Raw genomic sequence first — 21,838 nt, forward strand, 5'->3', positions numbered from 1 at the left:
TCTCCCTCTCTTCTCCCCCCCTCTTCCCCCTCCCCCCCCCCCCCCCCCCCCCCCCCCCCCCCCCCCCCCCCCCCCCCCCCCCCCCCCCGCCAGGAGGCTGACACTTGCGAGACCCAGGGGTCAGGCGAAGGCGATCCATCGGTTCAGCAGGTCGGCCGCCGCACCCGAATCGACGGCCGAGGCCGCCCGCGCGAGCCCAGCGGCCAGGTCGTCTTCCAGCGAACCCGAGAACCCGGCGAAAGCAGACAGGGCGGCCGCCGAGTTGAGCAGCACCGCGTCCCGTACCGGCCCGGTCTTCCCGGCCATCACCTGCCGGAAGACCTCGGCGTTGTGCGCCGCGTCGCCGCCGCGCAGATCCGCCGCGGTCGCGCGGGCGATGCCCAGCGACGCGGGGTCGAAGCTCCGCTCGGTGATCTCGCCGCCGGAGACCACCCACACCGAACTCGTGGTCGTGGTCGTGATCTCGTCCAGTCCGTCGTCGCCGCGCACGAGCAGCACGGTCATCCCGCGCCGCGCGAACACCTCGGCCAGCACGCGGGTCTTGTCCTCGTACGCGCAGCCGATCAGCGAACTGCGCGGTTGCGCGGGATTGGTGAGCGGGCCCAGCAGGTTGAACGTCGTCGGCACGCCGAGTTCGCCGCGCGTCGGGCCGGCGTGGCGCAGGGCGGGGTGGAACTTGGGCGCGAAGCAGAAGCCGATGCCCAATTCGTTCACGCTGCGCTGGACGGTCTCGGGCGGCAGGTCGATGGTGACGCCCAGTTCCTCCAGCACGTCGGCCGCGCCGGACTTCGACGACGCGCTCCGGTTGCCGTGTTTGGCCACCGGGGCGCCGGCCGCGGCCGTCACCACCGTGGCCATGGTGGAGATGTTCACCGAATTGGACCGGTCGCCGCCGGTGCCGACGATGTCCACCGACGGCCTGTCGATCGTCACCCGTTTGGCGTGCGCCAGCATCGCGTCGGCCATGCCGGAGATCTCGGCCGGTGTTTCACCCTTCGCGCGCAGCGCGACGGCGAACCCGGCGATCTGGGAGGGCGTCGCCGCCCCGCTCATGATCTGGTCCATCGCCCACGCGGTGTCCTCCTCGGACAGATCCGCGCGCGCGATGAGCTGGTTGAGCAGGGACGGCCAGGTCTTGGCGGCCGCGCTCATCGGCTCAGCCGTGCACGGCCGGCACCCGCCGGGCGCGCAGCACGTCGGCGACGGTCTCGGCGGCCGTCAGCGGGTCGAGCGGGTGGACGAGCACCGCGTCGGCCTGCGACCAGGTCGCGAGCCAGCGGTCGTCCTTGCGCCGTACCGAGACCACGATCGGGGGGCAACCGGTGTTCTTACCAGCCCGGCCCGCCCCCACCCCGATCTCGTTCTTCAACTGGCGGGTCAGCCCGATGCCACCCGTGGGCTGCGCCTCGCCGTCGAGGATGGCCAGATCCACGTTGCCCGCGTCCATCTCGACGAGGACCTCGGAGATGCCGGAGGCCTCGGTGTAGTCCACCCGGCCGAGGTCGGCGGCGGGCCTGCGGCCGACGGCGTTGATGATCGCCTCGCGCACCTCCGCCTTGTGGCTGAACACCAGGATCCGCATCGCCTGCTCGCCCATGAGCGCGCCTCCGCCTCGTCTAGTCATGTCGACCCCGCGATGTTATCCGCCATGACCGACATCACGTGGCCGCCCCCGACGGCTGAAGCGCGTCCCAGCCCAGCGAATCGCCGCCGAGCCGCTGCGCGAGCCCCGCCATCCGTGACCGTTCCTGCGCGCAGTGCAGCGCGTCGAGGGTCTGGACGCGCACCGCGTGCATGCGGGTGAAGCCGCCGTCGGGGCCCTGTTCTCGCAGTTCCCAGCCGTCCTGGGCGAGGATCGATGTCGCCTCGGCCACCTTTTCGGGGGGGAGCTTCAAGTGATGGCGCAGGATCGCGGGCGCCTCGGCGACCCAAGCGGGTGATCTCGCCAGCACCGATGAATCCGCCTCGGCCGGATCGAAAGCCTCCGCGACGATCTCCACGCCGGGCGTGTCGACGGTCAGACCTGGGAGTTTCGGCTTCTTGACCAGGTCACGAAGCCGATCTAGTAAACCCATGAGTAGCCCTGTTCCCACTTTCGTTCAGATGTGACCCGACACGCACGCGACTTGCCGTGGACCCACCCGGCGGGCCCCGTGCGTGAGAGGACATAATGCGACGCGTGACAACGGCAGCTCCCACCATCAGCCAGCGGGTCCACTCGCTGAACCGGCCGAACATGGTCAGTGTCGGCACCATCGTGTGGCTGTCCAGCGAACTGATGTTCTTCGCCGGACTGTTCGCCATGTTCTTCACCGTGAAGGCGCAGAACGCGTCCGGCCAGTGGCCGCCGCCGCTGCACGGTGAGCCCTTCCACCTGAACATCGCGCTGGCGATCCCGTTCACCGTGATCCTCGTGGCGTCGTCGTTCACCTGCCAGTTCGGTGTGTTCGCCGCCGAAAAGGGTGACGTGTTCGGCCTCCGCCGCTGGTACATCATCACGTTGATCATGGGTGCGATCTTCGTGGGTGGCCAGGCTTACGAGTACCTGAACCTGATCCACGAGGGGCTGACCATTCCGTCCGGCGCGTACGGCACGGTCTTCTACCTCGCGACCGGGTTCCACGGCCTGCACGTCATCGGCGGGCTCGTCGCGTTCGTGTACCTGCTCATCCGCACCAAGCTGAGCAAGTTCACCCCGGCCCAAGCCACCTCGGCGATCGTCGTGTCGTACTACTGGCACTTCGTCGACATCGTGTGGGTGGGCCTGTTCGCGGTGATCTACATCCTTCCGTGAACGAAGCCGCCACCACGACCTATCGGCCTGAACTGACAGCAAGGGTTGCCGCAAGATGACCTCCAGCAAGGACAACACGGAGCGCCGCTTCCGCAAGCGGTCGAAGGCACGCAGGCGGTTCGCCGGCGCGCTGGCGCTCGGGATCGCGCTGCTGAGCGTGGGCGGGTTGTACGCCGTTTTCGCCCCGGAGCCGCAGACCGCGCAGGCGCAGGGCGAATCCGCCCTCCTGCGTGAGGGCGAGAAGCTCTACAACAACACGTGTATCGAATGTCACGGGCCGAAGCTCGAAGGTGTCACCGACCGTGGCCCGAGCCTCATCGGCATCGGCGACGCGGCCGTGTACTTCCAGACCTCCACCGGCCGTATGCCGGCGGTCCGCCAGGAAGCCCAGGCGCAGCGGAAGCCGCCGAAGCTGACCGAGGCCGAGATCAACGCCCTCGGCGCCTACATCCAGGCCAACGGCGGTGGCGTGCAGCGTCCCACCGAGAAGGGTGACGCGCTGCGCGGCGAGGACGTCGCGCGCGGCAGCGAGCTCTTCCGTCTCAACTGCGCCTCCTGCCACGGCTTCACCGGCCGCGGCGGCGCGCTCTCTTCGGGCAAGTTCGCCCCGAACCTGGACCCGGCCACGGAAGAGCAGATCTACACCGCGATGCTCACCGGGCCGCAGAACATGCCCAAGTTCTCCGACCGGCAGCTGTCGCCGGAGGAGAAGAAGGACATCATCGCGTTCGTGAAGTCCGTGAGCAACGGGAACAACTCACCCGGCGGTAACTCGCTCGGCGGTCTTGGCCCGGCCTCGGAGGGCGCGATCGCGTGGATCGTCGGGATCGCCGCGCTGATCGGCGTGACGTTGTGGATTGGATCGAAGGCATGAGCGCCGAAGGGCCGAAGCCGCCGACAGAGGCGGAGTTGGCGGACATGGATCGCGACCAGCTGGTCAAGCTGGGTACCGCGCTCGACGGGGTCGAAATCGTCGAGTACCCGACGCCCTGGCCGGTCGAGGGGACGAAGGCGGAGAAGCGCGCCGAGCGCGCCGTCGCCCTCTGGTTCGTGCTGGCCGCGCTGTCCGGCCTCGCGTTCGTGGTCCTCCTCGCGTGGCCGCACTGGTTCGAGTACAAGGAGCCGGGCAAGGCCGGCTACACCATGTACACGCTTTACACGCCGCTGCTCGGTGTCACGCTCGGCGTGGCCGTGCTCGCCATCGGCGTCGGTGCCGTCCTCTACACCAAGAAGTTCATCCCGGCCGAGGTCTCGATCCAGGAACGCGGGGACGGCGGGTCGAAAGAGGTCGACAAGGCCACCATCCTCGCCCAGCTGGCCGACTCGGGCAGCCGCAGCACCATCGCGCGCCGTTCGATGATCAAGCGGTCCGCCGGTGCCGGTGCCGGCGTGCTCGGTCTCGCCGTCGCGGCGCTGCCGATCGCGTCCTTCATCAAGGACCCGTGGAAGGACACCGAGAACCGCGACTCCCTGTGGCACTCGGGCTGGAAGAAGAACTTCCCGGACGAGGTCGTCTACCTGCGCCGCAACACCGGCCGTCCGCACGAGGTCTCCCTGGTCAAGGCCGAGGACCTCGACGCGGGCGCGATGGAGACGGTGTTCCCGTACCGCAAGTCCGAAGAGCACGACGAGCACGCGCTGTCGGCCGCCTTCAAACGCGTCGACAACCCGGTCATGCTGATCCGTCTCCGCCCGACCGACGCCGCCAAGGTCGTCAAGCGTCAGGGCCAGGAAGACTACAACTTCGGCGACTACTACGCGTACACGAAGATCTGCAGTCACGTGGGCTGCCCGACCTCCCTGTACGAGCAGCGGACCAACCGCATCCTCTGCCCCTGCCACCAGTCGCAGTTCGACGCGCTCCACTACGCCAAGCCGATTTTCGGGCCGGCGACCCGGCCCTTGGCCCAGCTTCCGATTACAGTGGACTCTGAGGGCTACCTGATCGCGCGCGGAGACTTCAACGAGGCCGTCGGACCGGCCTTTTGGGAGCGTAAGTCATGAGTTCACTCACCACCCCCACAAAGGGGACGAACCCGGTCGAGAAGGCCGCGGGCGCTGGTGCGAAGTGGGCCGACGACCGGTATCACCTGGCCAAGGGCATGCGGCACCAGCTCAACAAGGTGTTCCCGACGCACTGGTCGTTCCTGCTCGGCGAGATCGCGCTCTACAGCTTCATCATCCTGTTGCTGTCGGGTGTCTATCTCACGCTGTTCTTCGACCCCTCCATGGAGGAGGTCGTCTACAACGGCAGCTACACCGGTCTGCAGGGCGTCGAGATGTCGCGGGCCTTCGCGACCACGCTGGACATCTCGTTCGACGTCCGCGGCGGGCTGTTCGTCCGCCAGCTGCACCACTGGGCCGCGCTGATCTTCGTGGCTTCGATGATGGTGCACATGTTCCGGATCTTCTTCACCGGCGCGTTCCGGCGCCCGCGTGAGGCGAACTGGGTCATCGGTGCGCTGCTGCTGGTCCTGGGCATGTTCGAGGGCTTCTTCGGCTACTCGCTCCCGGACGACCTGCTCTCCGGTACCGGTATCCGCGCGACCCTGTCGGGCATCGTGCTCTCGGTGCCGGTCATGGGCACCTGGATCCACTGGGCGCTGTTCGGCGGTGAGTTCCCGGGCAACGAGATCATCCCGCGCCTGTACACGATCCACATCCTGCTGCTGCCGGGCATCATGCTCGGCCTGGTGGCCGCGCACCTCGCGCTGGTCTGGTACCAGAAGCACACGCAGTTCCCTGGCGTGCGCCGCAAGGAGACCAACGTCGTCGGCGTCCGCATCATGCCGGTCTTCGCGCTCAAGGGCGGTGCGTTCTTCGCGCTGGTCACCGGCGTCATCGCGTTGATGTCGGGCCTCTTCCAGATCAACCCGATCTGGAACATCGGCCCGTACAACGCGGCGCAGGTCTCGGCGGGTTCGCAGCCGGACTGGTACATGGCCTGGGCCGACGGCATGCTGCGGATCTGGCCCGCGTGGGAGCTCTACCTCGGCAACTACACGGTCCCGGCGGTGTTCTTCCCCGGCGCGGTCGGGATGCCGCTGCTGATCGGCTTGCTGCTGATGTATCCCTGGATCGAGCGAAAGCTGTCCAAGGACACCGCGCACCACAACCTGCTGCAGCGTCCGCGCGACGTCCCGGTGCGGACCTCGCTGGGCATCATGGCCCTGACGTTCTTCGCGGTCATCATGCTGTCGGGCTTCAACGACATCATCGCGTTCGCCTTCGACATCTCGCTGAACGCGACGACGTGGGCGGGCCGGATCGGTGTCCTGCTGGCGCCGCCGATCGCGTACTACATCACCTACCGGATCTGCCTCGGTCTCCAGCGGGCCGACCGCGAGGTGCTCGAGCACGGTGTCGAAACCGGCATCATCAAGCGCCTTCCGCACGGTGAGTTCATCGAGATCCACCAGCCGCTCGGCCCGGTGGACGACCACGGCCACGCGATCCCGCTCGAATACCAGGGCGCGTCGGTGCCGAAGAAGATGAACAAGCTCGGCTCGGCGGGGCACGCCGTCGCCGGTTCGACCTGGTCCCCGGACCCGGTCGAGGAGACGATCGCGCTGGAGCGCGCCCGGTCCAACGGGCACGGCAACGGCAAGGTCGACGACATCGGTGGCGAGCCTTCGCAGGAGCGCAAGGAGATCACTTCCGGGCACTAGCTAGACCGCCGCGGAAGGGGACTTCCCCTCGCTACACGCGACGAAGGGCGCTTTCCCCGCATCTCATGCGGGGAAAGCGCCCTTCGTCTTGCCATGGTCTGGCCGCCGAGGTCCGTGAAGGCCTCCTTGAGGGACCCAGGGTCCCTCAAGGAGGCCTTCACGGACCAGTCACACGGGCGTCAGCCGACTACCCGCAGCTCCAGTGGCCGCATGTCGTCCTCGCTCGGCACCACGGTGAGGCCCGCGGCGGTGAGGACGGCGGTGAGCGCCGCCCTCACCGCCGCGTGTGCGGCGTTCAGCTGCCGCACCCTCGGATGCTCGATCTCCCCGGCCGTCAGGTGCCGGTAGACCTCCTCCTGCCAGGCGACGTTCATCAGCCAGTTCACATAGACGCCGCCGGCAGTTCCGAAGAGGTCCACGTCGATCGCCGCGCCGCCCTCGTCGCTGAGGCCGGAGAGGTCCGGTTCGGCGATCACCCGGAAACCCGCCTCCCGCAGGACCGCCGAGGTCCGGCCGCCCAGTGCGAGCAGCCGTTCCCGGTCGGCGGGGGAGACCCGTCGCGGCGACGTCATCCGGCACCCACGAGCACGCGTTCCTCCTTGGTCTCGGCGATCAGCGCGCCGGGGAAATTGATGCCGCGTTTCCGGTAGGCGGCCCGCATGTAGCCCTGCAGCATCTGCTTGTACGCCGAATTGAGCATCCGGTCATTGGTCCAGGCCACCGAGTAGGAGACCACGAGATCGTCCCCCATTTCGGGCACCCAATCCCGGTCACAGTCCGGGCACGGCTCTCGTTCGGAGTACAGGGCCTTGATGTTCTTCGGGTCCTTCCCCTTGGCACGCACCTTCTGGACGATATCCCTCTCGGAGTGCCGGTCATCGCCGTCGCTGTAACCGATCACGTAGTTCGGGTACTTGCCGTCGGGGTTGGTCCAGCCTTCCAGGTAGGCGACCGCGATGTTGTGCCCGATCCCGAAGCCGGACCCGATCCGCGCGTCCATCGCGATGGACGGCATTCCGCCACTGTCGTAGTCGACGAGCCCGCAGGTGAAGTCCGGCAGATTTGCTGTCTTGGCGGTGGCCATCGGGACTTCGGAGAGCCGCTTGCACCATTTGCGGATGGTCTTGAAGACCGGCGTGACCTTCTCCACGACCTTGCGGAAGAGGTCGGATTTGCTCACGAACTTCTTGATGTTGTCGATGATCTTCACGACCGCCGAAGCCACCTTCGGCAGCTTCAAGAACACCGCGACCACCGACGCCACGTTGAGGACGGTCCAGATGCAGGCTTCGATGTTGCCGTCGCCGAAGCACCGTTCCGCGTCGCGCCAGCCGATGACCTCAAGCAGCACTTCGGCGCCGATCTCGACGAGGAATTCGACGACCCCGCCGCCGTTCTGGGCCTTGTCCCTCGCCTGCCGGTATTCGTCCAGGAGCATGCGCCCGAATTCGGACGTCGAAAGCATCGCGGCTTCTTCCGGCGTCAGGTCCGGGAGCTGCCCGGACGCCTCGGCCGCCTTGCGCCGTGTTTCCTCTTCTTCCTGACGTTGCCGTTCTTCGGCGCGGTCCGCGGCCTGCTGAGCCTCGGTCGCGCTTTGCCTCGCCCTCTCGGCCGCGGCGGCGGCGTTGCGGGCGTGCTCCTCCGCGCGGTCGGCGGCGTCCCTGGCCTCGGCCGCCGACCTTTCGGCGTTCGTCGCCGCTTCCCTGGCCAGCCGAGCGTCGTTCTCGGCCCGGCCCGCGGCGTCGCGGGCGGCCTGGGCCTCCCGCTCGGCGGCGGCCGCGCTCCGGCCCGCGATGGCCGCGTCGGCGTTCGCCTCGTTGGCGGCGGCCCTGGCGGTCTGCGCGTCGGCCCTGGCGGCGGCGTCGGACGCGTTCGCCCGGTCGCCCGCCGCTCGGGCGAGTGCCCCTTCGTTCGCCGCGCGTGCCGCTGCTTCCTGTGCTTCGGCGGCGGAATTCGCCGCCGCCGCGGCCGACGACGCCGCCCGTGCCGCGGCTTCGAAGGCGGGTTTCACCGTGTCCGCCGCCCGCCTGGCCGCGTCCGCGGCGCGTTCGGCGGCCAGCTGGGCCTCGGCGGCCCGTTCCCGCGCCGCCCTCGCCTGTTCCTCGCCGACGGCCCTGGCCTGGCTCGCGACCAGGATGACGAAGTCCGCGTCGATGTCCGTGCCCGCGTACGGCGCGACGACCCTGATCGCGGTGTTCGCCGGATCGGTGATGGCCGCCGACGAAGAGCTCGCCGCCGTGGACGCCCGGAGCGCGACGGACGCCTGCGTGGCCGCCGAAACCGACTCGTTGAAGGCCGCGTCGGCCTCGGCACGGGTCCGTTCCGCCGCCATCAGCGACCGCATGGCCTCCTGGGAGGCCTGTTCGGCCAGCTGGACTGCCGCACGCGCGGCCTCGGCCGCCTTGGTCTCCTCCAGGGTCGCTTCGCTGGCTTTGACGTTGGCCCGGGTCGCGTGCTGGTGCGTTTCCGCGGCCGACGACTCGGCCTGGCCCGCCGCCCTGTTCGAGGCCGCGGCGGCTGCCTTGGCCTCCTGCGCGGCCGCGCGTGCCCGGGCCGCGGCCCGGGTCGACTCGGTCGCCGCTTCCCTGGCGACCACGGCCGCCCCGGTCGCCCGGTTGGCCGCGTCCCGTGCCGCGGAAGCCGCCGTGGTGGCCTGTCCCGCCTCGGCTCGGGCCGAATCGGCCGCCCTGCGCGCGTCGCCCTCGGCCGTCGTCCCGCGGGCCGCCGCCTCGGCCGCCGTGAGCGCGTCCGCCTTGGCCTGGGCCGCCTGCTTCCGCTGCTCGGCCGCGTAGGCGTTGTCACGGGCGGTCCGTGCGTTGCCTTCCTCGGTGACCGCCCGCTGTTCGGCGTCGCTCGCGAGCCGCTCCTGATGCTGCGCCCGCTGGTTGGCGTCCTCGGCGATCCCGGCCTGACGCTGGGCCTCGCCGCGCTGCCGTCGCGCTTCCGCCGCGGCCTGGTCGGCGCGCTGCCGCGCGTTGGCCGCGTTGACGCGCTCCGCCTCGGCGACCTGCCGGGCGCTCTTCGCCCGGTCCCGCTGGCGTTGCGCCTCCTCCCGGTGCCCGCGGGTCCGGTCCGCGGCCGCCCTGGCCGCCTCGGCCGCGGCTTCCGCCTGTTCGCGAGCGGACTTGGCGCGCACGGCGGCGTCCTTGGCCGCCGCGGCCTGTGCGGCGGCGGCCTCGGCGACCGCCTTGGCGGCCTGCGCGTGCTGTTCGGCGTGCAGACCCCACTGACGTGCCTGTTCCGCGTGCCGCTCCGCCCGTTCCTGCGCGTTGCGGGCCTGGTCGGTCGCCTCGGTGGCGTCGATCGCGTGCTGTGCGGTCTCCGAAGCGTGCACGGCGCCCTGGGCGGCCGCCGCCATTCCCCGGGCCATGTCGCCCCACTGCGTGCCGTAGGGCAGCCCGGCGGCGATGAGTTCGGCGGCCTGGACACCCGCTCGTTCGGCGGCACCGACGGCGTCGGTCGACGCGGTGCGGGCGTTGGCCACCTGACGTGCGGCTTCGGCCTTGACGAGAGTGAACGAATCCGCCGGGTGATTCCCCGCCGCGTCGTTGGCGTCGAGGATCTGCTTGGCCTTACGGGCTTCGTTGCCCGCCAGCACCATCGCGTTGGCCACCCGCTGCAACGCCCGCAGCGCGTCGCCGTGCGCCACCACGAGCTGTCCGCGCGCGGTCATCGCCCTGGCGGACCGCCGGGCGAGATCACTCAGCTGGTCGGCCGCGCGTTCGGCGGCCTCCAGGTCACGGATCTGCTTGTCGCGATCTTCGGCATCGCGACGCGCGGCGGCCAGGTAGCCGGTGTTGAGGAATTCGGCGATCGCCGCGTCACCGGCGTCTAGCGCGGCCTGCGCCGCGGTCTTCACGTGGTGCCCGGCGACGCCGAGCAGGGCGGTGACCCGCGCGCGCAGCTGGTCGGCCCTGGCGTGGGTCCCGGCGGCGATCTGCGCGTCCCGTTCCTGCGCGATCTCCTTGCCGTAGGCCAGGAACTGCTCGCGATCGGTGTCGGTGCCCGCCAGCACCCGCTGGACCTCGGCCTTGAAGATCGGGCCGCCGGTGCCCGTCATCGCCTGGATCGTGGCCCGGTTCTGCCTCGCCGTCTCGGCCACGCGTGCCGCGGCGCGGGCTCTGGCCGCGTCGAGACCTTGTTCGAGGAATTCCTCCAGCGCGGCGGCGGTGCCGGCGGCCAGCGCGGCCGCGGCGGCTTCGCGGACTTCCGGCTCCTCCGCCAGTTCCGCGTGGTCGGCGACGATCTGACGGACGAACGGTTCGCCCACGAGGGAGGGGACACCCGCCTGTCCGTCCCAGTTGCGGTACGGGTCCTCCGGCATCGGCCGCGCGGGTGACGTCGGTGGCGGGGTAACGGGTGGTGGATCGTCGGCCGACGCGGAACCGGGTTGGATCAACCCGGCGAAAACGGTCAGGACCAAGAAGAGGACGAGCGCTCTCAGCGCGTGTTCGGGTTTGGACATCTGAACCCCCAGAAGTCTTCGAATCCTGGAAAAAGAGTGGGAGAAGGAAAAGGTGGCCTCGCCGGTTTCCCGGCGAGGCCACCGGTGTCACCTGGCGTACGCCCACGCGCCCTTCTGGGCGGTGTGATCGATGTTCCCGAACTGGAACATGCTGCGGCGTTTCCCGGGTTCACCCGGGACGTCCATCTCGTCGGAGATGGGATAGCCGAGCCAGCTCCGCTCCCAGCCCATCTTTTCGTAGAGATCGCGGATGGCACCGAAGATCAGCCGCGAATCCGTGGCCGGGCTCCAATAGATGGACCGGCCGCTTTCGAGATGGGTCGCCCGGCCGACCCCGTCCGGGAGGAAGAGGTTGTCGACGATGGGCAGGTTGGCGGGGACCTTGTGCCCGCCCATGGACCAGTACTTGGTCAGGATCGGGTACAGGATGTTCTTCGGCCCCTGCGCAGGGTTCCAGAAGGCCGCGCCGTTCTGGAACTTCCGCAGCCGCACCCCGTTCTCGATGTACTCCGGCGTCACCGCCGGCCCGAAGTACTCGCGCCACCAGTCCTCGTTGAGCAGGCGGAGGTCGATCTTCGTGGAGATGTTCGGGTTCGGGTCGACGGTCTTCCACGACGCGTCGGTCGCGAAGTTGCCCTTGGTGTCGAAATTGTTCTCGTTGCTCTGGCCGTGCGCGGCCCACAGCTCGCCCCAGTACTGCCGCAGGTACCGGCCGGAGTGGGCCTTCGACTGCAGGCTCACGTTGCCCGCGCTGTTGTCCAGTCCCGGCCGGGCACACCAGGTCGCGTTGAGCTTGAACCCGTCGGTGCCGTCGTTGCCCGCGAGCTGGACCCGCAGGTTCGGCGCGACTCGCAGATAGCTGCCGACCCGGGTGGCCGATTCGAGCGAGAAGCAGTTCGCGTCCGCGAGCCCGGTGACGACCTTCCAGCTGGCCTCGCCGAGCGGAGCGGTGGCGGTGTTCGCCGGCTGCGTCCCCGGGGTCGCCCAGGCGTCGCCTCCGCCGCTGCGCACGTGCCAGCCACGGGTGTTCACCGTGACCCCCTGGAAACCCTGGTCCAGCGGAAGGTACTGGCCCTTGGCGAGGAAGTCCTTGACCTGGTCCCAGGTCCCGGTCGTCGCGACCGAAGCCGCCGCCGCCGAGAGCCGCGGGCGCAGCCTGCTCGTGTCGGCCTTCGTCTTGATGTCCCGGACCTTCTGGCGGTCGGCTTCCTCGCGCTCGCGCAGGATCCGGGCGTCGTCGCGGGCACGGGCCTCGCCGATGCCGGTGACGATGAACCGCGTCCAGTCCGCCGCCCCGCTGATCAGGGCGGCGTTCGCCGCGTTCTTGATCTCACGGTGCGCGGGGTCGGCCAGTTCCGGCGTCTTCAGCAGTTCCCGGATGAAGTCGTCGTCGGGCAGCAGCAGCCAACTCGCGACGGCGACGACCGGGATCTTGTGGCAGGCGTCCTTCTTGGCGGCGGCCGCTTCGGCAAGACGGCCTTCTTCCTCGCCCTTCTGCTTCTCCCGCTCGATGTAGTCGAGCTGGTCCTGGTGATGCAGCTCCCGGATCTTGTTCTCGATGAAGTCCTTCCAGACCGCCGCGTCGCCACCGAAGGCGTCGAGGGCACCGAGCTTGAGCTTGGTGCCCGCCGGAGCCCGCTGGTAGACCTTGTAGACGAAGTTCTGGTCGTTGTCGTTGAGGATGACGTCGTCGTAGGCGAGTTCGGCGTCGATCAGCACCTCCCGCCGGACGCGGACGGTCTCGTTCCACGCGTCCTGGCGGCGCTGCCGTTCGATCCGGTCCCGCGCGGCGAAGTCGAAGACCCCGGTGCGGATGAACGCCGTCGCGTCCGGAGCGGTGGGCGTCTGCACCATGATCCGGTAGACCCGGTACGACTCTTCCTTGGTGAGCGGGAAATCGGTGCCGTTGATCCGGTCGAAGACCTTGAAGACGAAGTTCATGTCGGTGGCGTTACGCCATTCGGACGTCGCGTCGCCGACCTCGATCTCGTGGACCGCCCTGACCTTTTCCAGTTCGGTCGCGGCCGGGAGTTCGGCCGCCGTCGCGTCCGGGCTCTCCAGCGGGGCCTCGGGCGCGGGCGGCGGCGGTGCGGCGCTCGCGCCCGCCGGGGTGACCAGACCGGTCAGCGCGGTGGCGACGGTCAGGATCGCGAACGTTCGGGTCAATTTTCCGGTGTTCCCCAGTGTTCTTCGCATTTCGGAATACCTTCGTCGAGGAGAAGAGAAAGACCGGCCGGGGAACGGGACTCCCGGTCCCCGGCCGGATTCGGGGCCGAACTCAGCCCACGGGAATGACCACGCGGCGAAGCACCTTCATTTCGCCGTCGGCCGCGTTCCAGGTGATGTACCAACCGTTCTGGAAATCGCTGCGGCGTCCGCCGGGGATGTCGTACTCGTCGCTGGTCGGGAAACCGAGCTGACCGGTCTCCGCGCCGAGCGAATCCCATTTGCCACGGATGGCGCCCATCACGAGCTTCGCCCCGGTCGCCGGGGTCCAGTAGAGCGCGACGCCCTGCTGCAGCGAGATCTTGGCCGAACCGCCCCCGGTGACCTGATGGGTCGAGGGCAGCAGCCATTTGTGCCCGCCCAAGGCCAGATACCGCGCGTGGACCTCGCCCGTGACGAACCTGGCGCCGGTCTCCGGGCCCCAGTAGACGCGCCCGTTCTGGAAGTCCCGGTAGCGGACGCCCGCGTCGTGGACCTCGGCGGCCTTCGGGTTCCCGGCCAGGGCGCGCAGCTGGTCGTCGTTGTACCAGCCCAGCGTCAGCGGGGTGGAGACCTCGGGGTTGGGGGCGACGACCTTCCAGCCCGAGTCCTCGTTGAACAGCCGTTCGGTGTCGAACCAGTTGCCCCCGCCGAGCTGCGCGACCCACAGCTGCGCGTCGATGTGCCGCAGGACCCGGCCCGGCTGCGCCTTCGACTCCAGCGCGATGCCCCAGCCGGTGCGCTTCGGGCACCAGGTCGCGTCCCGTTTGAACGCGTCTGTGCCGTCGTTGCCGTGCAGTTTGCCCCGGAAGTCCTGCTGCCGCAGGTAGTTCCCGGTGCGGTCGACGGATTCGAACGAGTAGCAGAGCGGGTCGGCAAGCCCGTTCGCGACCTTCCACGTCGCGTACGGCAGCGGTTTGGTGCCGTCGGTACCGGCCTGCCCGGGGGTGATCCAGGCGTCGCCGCCGCCGGAGTGCACGTACCAGCCCTTCACCCCGGGGGTCACGGCCTGGAGCGACTGGTTGAGCACCTGGTACTGGCCCTCGCGCAGGAACGCGACGACGTCGGAGCGCGAACCGGTGAGCGCGGTGTCGGCGGCCGCGACCAGCCGGGGCCGGACACCGCCGTTCTCCGCCCTGGTCCTGATCTCCCGGACGACACGGCGGTTCGCCTCGTCCTCCTCACGTTCGCGGCGGGCCTTGCCCCGGTCCGCCGCCTCCTTGAGGCCGGTGTTGACGAACGTCCGCCACACGGCCGGATCGGTGCTGCGCGAAGCGAGATCGGCGGCGTCCTTGATCTCGACGTTCGCCGGGACCGCGAGTTCGGGAAGACGCAGCAGTTCGCGGATGAAGACGTCGTCGGGGGCCTGCAACCAAACGGTCTGGAAGGTGGCGGGGATGGCGGCCACCGCCGAACGCCGCTTGAGTTCGCGCTCGACGCGCTGTGCCTCTTCCTCGCCCTGTTGACGCGCCTTTTCGATGGCGGCGAGGTCGTCCTGCTCGGCGAGTTCGAGGACGGTGACCTCGATGAAGGTCTTCCACCCGGCGGCGTCACCCTGGTACGCGGTGGCGGCGCCCGCCTTGACCTTGCTCCCGGTGGTGGCCCGGCTGAAGACCTGGAACACGAAGTTCCGGTCGGTCAGGTCGAGCATCGCCGGGTCCGGGGCGATGTGCGCGTTCTCGATCGCCTTCATCCGCGTGGTGACGCGATGCTGCTTTTCGGCGTCGCGCAGCACCTGCTCGTCCTGATCGCGCCGAACGAATTCGTGGACGCCGGTCCGGATGAACACCGAGGCGTCGGGCACGGTGAGCCCGTAGACCCGTGAGGCTTCGGCCTTGGTGCGGGGGAACTTGTCGATACTGATCTTGTCGTAGATCCGGAAGACGAAGTTCTTGTCGGACAGCCGGAGCCAGTCGTCGGTCGGTTCCCCGACGTGGATGGCGTTGACGGCGTCGAACTTCTCCCGTTGCGTGGCGGCGGGAATGGTCGTCGAGCCGATGTCGGGTTCGGCCGTCGGGATCGCCGGCGGCACGGCCTGCCCCGGCGGTGGTTCGGCCGCGTGGGCGGGAGTGCCCAGCAGTCCGGAGAAGGCGGCGGCGACGGTGGCCACCGCCAGGCCACGGCTCAACCGTGACGTGAACATAGTCGTTCTTCGCATTACCCCAGTTCCCTTTTCTCGAGAGAGACGGTCTTGATCAGCTCGGGTTCTTGACCCGTTGTTCGCCTTCGAGTGCCTGCCGCAGCAGCGATTCCCAGTACGCGGCCTGGTCGACGGCCATCGAGCGGTTGTTCTCCCAATCGGCCTCGGTCGCCTTCGCCGGGTCGATCATCGCGTTCCAGTTCGGGTTCTGCGCCTGCTGGGCCGCGAGCAGGATGGCGCGCCAGGTTTCGGCCTGCTGCCGGGAGAAATCACGCGCCTCCTCCCATTTGGACTGTGCGGGCGAGGACTGTGTGCCGACGTTCCGCCAGGCCGCGGCGGCCTTGTCCCTGGCTTCCTTCCCGGCTTCGCCCTCGGTCTCTTTGGCGGCCTTCTCCGCGGCTTCCGCGTCGGTGATCAGCCGCGCGATGGTGTGCAGCCATTGCTGGTTCTGATCCAGCACCCGCTCACGGAACGACTCGATGTCCAGCCGCGCCGCGTGTGCCCAGCCCCAGGCGAAGAAGTCGGTCAGATCGTCGTCGGTCGCTCCCGCCCGGACGGCGTAAGAGGCGGCGAACCGCACCTGCGCGCCGGGATCGTTCTGCGCCAGCATCCGGATGTAGCGGCGGTCCTCCTCGACCAACGCCCGTTTCTGCTCTCCGAGATCGGCGCGGAACTTCAGGTCGCGAGCCTTGGCGGCCTCGTAACCGCCGCCGTGGCAGAACTCTTCGCGTTTCGACGGCGGCTGGGTCAGGTAGTACGAGGCCGCCTGGTGGACCTCCGGCGAATACTGCCGGGTGTGCGTTTCCAAGAGCCTGTTCAGGAAATCGATGTTGCGTTTGTCGAGGTTCTGCGCCCTTTCCTTCGCGAAGACGAGACCGCCGTCGGGAAGACGCAGGAACTCGATGGCCGCCGCGTCCGGATCCTCGCTCAGCAGCGCCACCCACGCGTCGGTCTTCACCGTCGCGTACACGCCGTATTTCGCGTGGTACAGCACTTCCCGCCGGGCGATCTCACTCGGCGTCGAGGCCGAGACCGAGACGACGCCCGGCACGGCCGCGCCCGCCACCGGAACGGAGACCGTCCCGGTGAACAGGACGGCCGCGCACAAGGCACAGGACAGCATTCGTTGATACACGGAAGCCCCCAATCACTTCGGTGCAGAATGGATATTCGGTTGTGGGTGGAAAGGTCAGCGGCGATAGGCCGGCGTTGGCCCCGTCGCCGGGTAGTGCACGATCCAGCCGGCTTCGGCGATCCACTTGTCCTGGATGGCGCCGTAGCCGAATTTCGGTTCGATCGACTTGTCGCCCCAGTAGAGGCTCGCCCCGTTCCGGAACTTCACGCGGTGCGCGCCGTCGAGGAGGGCCTCCTGGTCGGTCTCCGGGAACGAGAACTGGAGGCTGCCGAAGGCGACGTACCTCGCGACGAACGGCCAGCCCGTCCACCTCGCGGCCGGTCCGAGCCGATCGTGCCGGTACATCCGGCCGTTGGCGCCTCGGGGGCGACGGGCGCGCCCACCGCCGCGGCGGCCGCGGCGTCGTTGTACCACCGGAGCATGAGGACCGTGGTGATCTCGGGGTCCGGTTCCCGGGTCGCCCACGCCGGGTTCGGCGGGATCGAGGCGACGTTGACCGCGTTGGTGCGGGCGAAGTCGGATTCCAGTTTCTTCGCGGCTTCTTCGTCCCGCTCGCGTTCGCGCTCGATGGCGTCGCGCCGGATCTTCTCGTCGTGGTCGCGGCCGACGAATTCGTGGATCCCGGTGTGGATGAACGCCGACGCGTCGGCGACTTCGGGTTTGTGGACGCGGTACGCCTCGGTCCTGGTCCGCGGGTACTGCGCCGGGTCGGCCCGGCCGTACACGCGGAACACGAACGCCTTGTCGTCCAGTGAGGTCCACTCACCGGTGATCTCTTCGCCGATGGCCGTGACGGCCCTGACTTTTTCGAGGACACCGGCGGGCGAGACTTCCGTCGTGGTGACGTCTGTCGCCCCGTCGGCGGCCATCGGTGACGCGATCGCGAGGTTTTCGGACAGAGAAACGGCAGCGGCCATCGCCGCGGTCCCTGAAGGGACCGATCTTCGGTACATGTTCAGTTATCCCCAGTTCCCGGAATTCCCCCAGTGAAATCCCGGTCGAGGTTCACCTAACCGCTGATGCCCGATTCGCGCAAGATCCGCCTGGACGAGTCAGGAAATCACTCTTGCGACGTGTGTCCGGAAAGGAATTGTCAGGCGCCTTCCACGCCGATGTCGAACGCGGACTCGCTGTCGGCCTTCGAGTACGAGCGGAAGGCGATGTGCGTGACGGTGCTCAGCACACCGGGGACCTTGCCGATCTTCGCCGGGATCAGGTCCGCGAGGTCTTCGTGGGCGGCCACGCGGACCGAGGCGATCAAGTCGACGTCGCCGGCGCAGGAGTAGACCTCGCGTACCCCGTCGATGTCCGCGATCGCCTGGGCCGCCTCGGGGATGGCGTCCGCTTCGACTTGGATCAACACGATCGCGGTGATCACTGGAGGGCCTCCTACGTTGATGATTCCGGTGCCGCGATCCTAGCCCGGCACGCGTTCGAGTGCCGTCGCGCTCGACGCCAGGTCGAGCCACTCCTGCCAGCCGCCCGCCACGGCGGCGGGCTCCGCCCAGGGCTGCGTCGTGCGCACGAGCCGGACACCGGGGCGGGTCAGCCAGCGCAGGAGGATCTGGATTTCCTCCGGGATCGCGCCGAAGAGCGGGCCGGGACCCGGGATGACCGTCTCCGCCGAGGCCACGAGCATTTCGACCACCGGCATCGGCGGCACCCCGCGCCGGGCGACACCCGCCGACGCGAGCTTGCCGTACCGGATCACCGCCAGTTCCCAGCCGCCCTTCCCGTCCGGTCCGGCGGCGATCAGTTCCGGGATGCCCGCCAGCGCCGACTGCCGGTGCGCCCGGCCGACCGCGCGGATCAGCCCGGCCAGCTGATCGCGGTGCTGGGCGGCCTGTTCGTAGTGCTCGGCCTCGGCGAGCCTGGCCAGCTGATCGGCGGCGGCCCGCAACGGACGCCCGTCCGTCCCGGCGATCAGCCCGGACACCGCCAGCACACCCGGCCGGTACGCCTCGACCGTCTGCTTCCCGGCGCACGGCGCTCCGCAGCGGCCGAGTTCGGCGAGGACACAGGGCGTCCCGGTCGGCGAGGTGGCCGAGATCCGCTGGGTGCACGTCCGCAGTCCCGACGCGCCGGCGAGGGTGTCCGCGGCCGAGCGGGCGTCGGTCTGGGTGCGAAAGGGCCCCAGCATCCCGTCTCGCGGCATGCGGACCACCGAGAGGCGGGGGAACGCCTCCTCGGTCAGCGCGACCCACCAGGCGTGCCGTGGGTTCTTGGAACGGCGGTTGTACATGGGACGGTGGGCGGCGATCAGCCGGAGTTCCCGGACCGCGGCCTCCAGGGCGTGCGCGCATTCGACCGTGTCGACCCGTTCGGCCAGCGCGACCATCTCCCGGATCCGTCCGCGGCTCTCCGATCCGGTGAAGTATTGCCGGACCCGGCGGCGCAGGTCGGACGACGTCCCGACGTAGAGGACCTCGTCGCTCGGGCCGCGGAACAGGTAGACGCCGGGCCTCGACGGCAAGTGCTCGGCCAGAGACCGTTTGCGGCGCTGGGCCGGCGTCACCTCGGGCAGGTAGTCCAGCAGTTCCTCGAGGGTGTGGACGCCGAGGTTGCCCACTCGTTCGAGCAGCGCGTGCAGGACGTCGACGGTGGCACGCGCGTCCGCGAGCGCCCGGTGGTTCGGTGTCGTGCGCGCCCCGAACAGCGCGGCCAGCGCGGACAGCCGGTAGCTGGGGGTCTCGTCGCGGGAGATGACCCGGCGGGCGAGCCGGACCGTGCACACCACGGCCGCCTTGGGCCAGCGGTAGCCGTGGCCCTCGCAGGCCGCGCGCATGAAACCGGTGTCGAAGGGCGCGTTGTGCGCCACGAGCACGGCACCGGAGATGAACTCGAGGAACGCGGGCAGGACGCGCTCGATGCGGGGAGCGTCGTAGACCATCGCACCGGTGATGCCGGTGAGCTCGACGATCTGCGGCGGGATCGGCATCCCCGGATTGACGAAGGTGGCGAACTCGCCGACGATCTCGCCGGCGCGGACCTTGACCGCGCCGATCTCGGTGATCCCGTCCGGACCGGGTTTCGTCCCCGTGGTCTCCAGGTCGAATACGACGAAAGTGGTGTCCCGCAAAGGGGTTCCGAGCTCGTCGAAGGCGAGTTGCGCCGCGCCGGGCCGCCGTCCGGTGTCCATGGTCGGGCACAGTAGGGGTGGGCACCGACAATCTCAGTATTCGCGCACGGTGTCCCATCGAGCGCGCTCCGAGGCCATGGGGCCTACGCTGGAGCGATGCAACCGCAGCCCGCAGTGCCCGAACTGCCCGGGGACGCCACCGGTGGTCCCTCGGGTGTCGTGGCGTCGGCGGGCGCGGGGGAGCCGTCCGAAGAGGTACCGGCCGAAGGCTGGACGTCCTTGCCGGAGACCGTGCGGGAGCGGATCGCCGAGCTGGCGGCCGCCGCCGTCGGCAAGCTGCCGGTCGCCGACGTCCCGAGGCAGCTGCGCCCGGTCGCGAAGTTCGCCCCGGCGAAACGCGCGAAACTCGGCGGGACGGCGTTGCTCGCCGCGCTGGGGGAGTCTTCGCAGTTCCGGGTCGCGGTCACCGAATGGCTGCGTGATCACCGCAAGGACGCCCTCGACCCGAACGCCCCCGATTCCGTCGCCGCCGCGGCCGCCGCCGTGCTCCTCGGCGAGGCCGGCGCGGCCGGACGGGTCCGGCTGGTGGCGAAGAACGCCGAGGAGACGGCGTTGCGCGCCGAACGCGATGCCGCGCTGGCCCGCAACCAGCGGCTCGAGACCGAACTGGCCCAGCTGCGCGAAGAGTTGCGCGAGGTCAAGGAAATCGCCGGTGGCGCGCGGGGCGAACGCGACGCCGAGGTCGAGAAACTGTTGAAGCGTTTGCGAGAGCAAGGTGTCCAGCTGCGTCAGGCCAAGGACGCGGTCGCCGAGGCTCGCGCCCAACTGGAGAGCGGCGGTGCCGAGAGCGCCGCGGAGATCAAGGCGCTGAAGGCCCAGCTGGACCGCGAGAGGCAGCGAGTCGCGGCCGAGCGGGCGCGGGCGGAGAAGGCCGTCACCGACGCCGAAATCGCCCGTCAGTCCGCCCGCGAGGCACGTCAGGCCGACGAGGTCAGGCTCGGGCTGCTGCTGGACACCATCGAAGGCGCCGTCGGCGGGCTTCGCCGGGAACTTTCGGTGAGCGCGCGGGGCCAGCGGCCGGCGGACATGGTCCGCGGCGCGACGTCGGGCCTCGGGGCGGGCGGCAAGATCCAGGACGTCACCGCGCTCGACCGGCATCTCGCGCTGCCCAACGTGCATTTGATCGTCGACGGCTACAACGTCACGAAGACCGGCTATCCGGAGCTGGCGCTTTCCGATCAGCGCGACCGGTTGATCCACCAGCTTTCCGCACTCGCCGCGCGGACTTCGGCCGAGGTCACCGTGGTGTTCGACGGCGCCGGTGTGCTCTCCGTGCCCGCGGCCGTGCCGCGCGGGGTGCGGGTGCTGTTCTCCGAACGCGGCGTCCTCGCGGACGACGTCATCCGCTCCCTGGTCGCGGCCGAGCCGCCGGGGCGCCCGATGGTGGTCGCGAGCACGGACCGCGCGGTGGCGGACTCGGTGCGGCGCAGGGGCGCGCATCCGGTGCCGTCTGCGGTGCTGGTGTCGCGGCTCAGCCGGGTCTGAAGTCGCGACACGCGTGCCTGGAAAGCGAACACGCGTGATGGGGGACGTAACTCGCGTGATCGGGCTGGACACCCGTCGGCTCAGGTGGCCCGAAACTGTCGGTGGTCGCTCTTAAGGTGCACCTCACCACTGAAAGTGAGGAGTCGAGATGGACGGCAAGGCCATCGCCGATATAGCGGATATAGAGACTTTCGTCATTGATTGCGACCGGTGCGCGGTCCGCGGTGACGCATGTCATGACTGTGTCGTGAGTGTTCTCCTCGGCGCGCCGCCCGCGCTCGAATGGGACGCCGACGAGCGGAAGGCGGTCGACGCGCTCGCGGAAGCCGGGATGGTCCCGCGGCTCCGGATGGTCGAGATCGTCGGGCAGGAGCGCCGGAAGTCGGCCTGAGACACGCCACGATCGGGAGATTCGACGAGTGGTCGATCCGATCGGGTGAACGGTAGGTAGTCGCGATCAGCCTCAGGATGTAACGCCCGTCACATTTTTCCGCTCATGCTGGTCCGAAGGTGTTTCGGCGCATCACGGAGAGTTTTTGCGGCTGCCATGGTGGACGTGGTGCCCGTGGTTTCGTAACCTGTCCGAGATCTCGTGGCCGGAAGTCGTCGCCAGACGGCGACACGAGATCGCCACTGAAGCAGCTTTGTCGGGGAGTTGCGTCAGAACCAGCCGTACGCCAAACCTGTTGCGATAGCACTCGGCCAGGCGCACGGCGGGAACGCGGGGAACCGCGCGGGCCTCAGGGTCGGCGTCGCGGCTTCGCGGAAGAGGGCCCCCGACCTCTTCGTCCCGGGTTCCGAGTCGGT

General features: G+C 69.4%; 18 protein-coding genes. 6 read left to right on the top strand and 12 right to left on the bottom strand.

Annotated elements, in window-relative coordinates:
* Positions 1 to 120 precede the first annotated feature (120 nt).
* The 3 genes from trpD to ACZ6DT_RS23115 form a co-directional block, all read right to left on the bottom strand.
* Positions 121 to 1,152, bottom strand: a complete 1,032-nt coding sequence (gene trpD, locus ACZ6DT_RS23105) for an anthranilate phosphoribosyltransferase (protein ID WP_465598738.1) — start codon at positions 1,150 to 1,152, stop codon at positions 121 to 123.
* Between the two features lie 4 nt (positions 1,153 to 1,156).
* Positions 1,157 to 1,597: a hypothetical protein gene (locus tag ACZ6DT_RS23110; protein ID WP_465599157.1), complete on the bottom strand. Its 441-nt coding sequence runs from the start codon at positions 1,595 to 1,597 to the stop codon at positions 1,157 to 1,159.
* A gap of 61 nt (positions 1,598 to 1,658) precedes the next feature.
* Positions 1,659 to 2,075 carry a hypothetical protein gene (locus ACZ6DT_RS23115; protein ID WP_465598740.1) on the bottom strand — a complete coding sequence of 139 codons (417 nt, stop codon included), beginning with the start codon at positions 2,073 to 2,075 and terminating at the stop codon, positions 1,659 to 1,661.
* A gap of 95 nt (positions 2,076 to 2,170) precedes the next feature.
* On the opposite strand from ACZ6DT_RS23115, the gene ctaE reads away from it, so the two are divergent.
* Genes ctaE through qcrB form a run of 4 tightly spaced genes read left to right on the top strand, consistent with a single transcriptional unit; the run spans position 2,171 to position 6,462 of the window.
* Positions 2,171 to 2,794 (top strand): aa3-type cytochrome oxidase subunit III, encoded by a 624-nt coding sequence (gene ctaE / locus ACZ6DT_RS23120; protein WP_465598742.1) that lies wholly within the window; start codon positions 2,171 to 2,173, stop codon positions 2,792 to 2,794.
* 55 nt (positions 2,795 to 2,849) lie between these two features.
* Complete coding sequence (qcrC, locus tag ACZ6DT_RS23125) at positions 2,850 to 3,668, top strand: cytochrome bc1 complex diheme cytochrome c subunit (protein WP_465598744.1); 819 nt, start codon at positions 2,850 to 2,852, stop codon at positions 3,666 to 3,668.
* Complete coding sequence (gene qcrA / locus ACZ6DT_RS23130) at positions 3,665 to 4,798, top strand: cytochrome bc1 complex Rieske iron-sulfur subunit (protein ID WP_465598746.1); 1,134 nt, start codon at positions 3,665 to 3,667, stop codon at positions 4,796 to 4,798. Before qcrC ends, qcrA begins: the two co-directional genes overlap by 4 nt.
* Positions 4,795 to 6,462 carry a cytochrome bc1 complex cytochrome b subunit gene (gene qcrB / locus ACZ6DT_RS23135; RefSeq protein ID WP_465598748.1) on the top strand — a complete coding sequence of 556 codons (1,668 nt, stop codon included), beginning with the start codon at positions 4,795 to 4,797 and terminating at the stop codon, positions 6,460 to 6,462. The genes qcrA and qcrB overlap by 4 nt, the downstream gene beginning before the upstream one ends.
* A 179-nt stretch (positions 6,463 to 6,641) precedes the next feature.
* Here the strand turns inward: qcrB and ACZ6DT_RS23140 are convergent, their stop codons facing one another.
* The 9 genes from ACZ6DT_RS23140 to ACZ6DT_RS23180 form a co-directional block, all read right to left on the bottom strand.
* Positions 6,642 to 7,034: a hypothetical protein gene (locus ACZ6DT_RS23140; RefSeq protein WP_465598749.1), complete on the bottom strand. Its 393-nt coding sequence runs from the start codon at positions 7,032 to 7,034 to the stop codon at positions 6,642 to 6,644.
* Positions 7,031 to 10,927, bottom strand: coding sequence for a nucleic acid/nucleotide deaminase domain-containing protein (locus ACZ6DT_RS23145; protein ID WP_465598751.1), 3,897 nt, complete (start codon positions 10,925 to 10,927; stop codon positions 7,031 to 7,033). Before ACZ6DT_RS23145 ends, ACZ6DT_RS23140 begins: the two co-directional genes overlap by 4 nt.
* Positions 10,928 to 11,014: 87 nt before the next feature.
* Positions 11,015 to 13,123, bottom strand: a complete 2,109-nt coding sequence (locus ACZ6DT_RS23150; RefSeq protein WP_465598753.1) for an AbfB domain-containing protein — start codon at positions 13,121 to 13,123, stop codon at positions 11,015 to 11,017.
* Between the two features lie 82 nt (positions 13,124 to 13,205).
* Positions 13,206 to 15,290 carry an AbfB domain-containing protein gene (locus ACZ6DT_RS23155; protein ID WP_465598755.1) on the bottom strand — a complete coding sequence of 695 codons (2,085 nt, stop codon included), beginning with the start codon at positions 15,288 to 15,290 and terminating at the stop codon, positions 13,206 to 13,208.
* A 37-nt stretch (positions 15,291 to 15,327) separates the two neighbouring features.
* The gene (locus ACZ6DT_RS23160; protein ID WP_465598757.1) at positions 15,328 to 16,407 is read right to left on the bottom strand and encodes a hypothetical protein; all 1,080 of its coding nucleotides are present in this window, start codon (positions 16,405 to 16,407) and stop codon (positions 15,328 to 15,330) included.
* 54 nt (positions 16,408 to 16,461) lie between these two features.
* Positions 16,462 to 16,614, bottom strand: coding sequence for a hypothetical protein (locus tag ACZ6DT_RS23165; protein WP_465598759.1), 153 nt, complete (start codon positions 16,612 to 16,614; stop codon positions 16,462 to 16,464).
* A complete protein-coding gene (locus tag ACZ6DT_RS23170; protein WP_465598761.1) occupies positions 16,611 to 17,324 on the bottom strand; it encodes a hypothetical protein in 714 nt (237 codons plus the stop codon). Before ACZ6DT_RS23170 ends, ACZ6DT_RS23165 begins: the two co-directional genes overlap by 4 nt.
* 176 nt (positions 17,325 to 17,500) lie before the next feature.
* A complete protein-coding gene (locus ACZ6DT_RS23175; protein WP_126733773.1) occupies positions 17,501 to 17,785 on the bottom strand; it encodes an Lrp/AsnC family transcriptional regulator in 285 nt (94 codons plus the stop codon).
* Between the two features lie 39 nt (positions 17,786 to 17,824).
* Positions 17,825 to 19,546, bottom strand: coding sequence for a DEDD exonuclease domain-containing protein (locus ACZ6DT_RS23180; RefSeq protein WP_465598763.1), 1,722 nt, complete (start codon positions 19,544 to 19,546; stop codon positions 17,825 to 17,827).
* Positions 19,547 to 19,642: 96 nt separating this feature from the next.
* Here ACZ6DT_RS23180 and ACZ6DT_RS23185 point away from each other — a divergent pair, with 96 nt between their 5' ends.
* Together ACZ6DT_RS23185 and ACZ6DT_RS23190 are read left to right on the top strand one after the other, a co-directional pair.
* Positions 19,643 to 21,031, top strand: coding sequence for an NYN domain-containing protein (locus ACZ6DT_RS23185; RefSeq protein ID WP_465598765.1), 1,389 nt, complete (start codon positions 19,643 to 19,645; stop codon positions 21,029 to 21,031).
* A gap of 148 nt (positions 21,032 to 21,179) precedes the next feature.
* Entirely contained in the window at positions 21,180 to 21,422 is a 243-nt protein-coding gene (locus ACZ6DT_RS23190) for a hypothetical protein (protein ID WP_465598767.1), read from the top strand.
* Positions 21,423 to 21,838 lie beyond the last annotated feature (416 nt).

Source organism: Amycolatopsis sp. NPDC041971, from assembly GCF_055588925.1.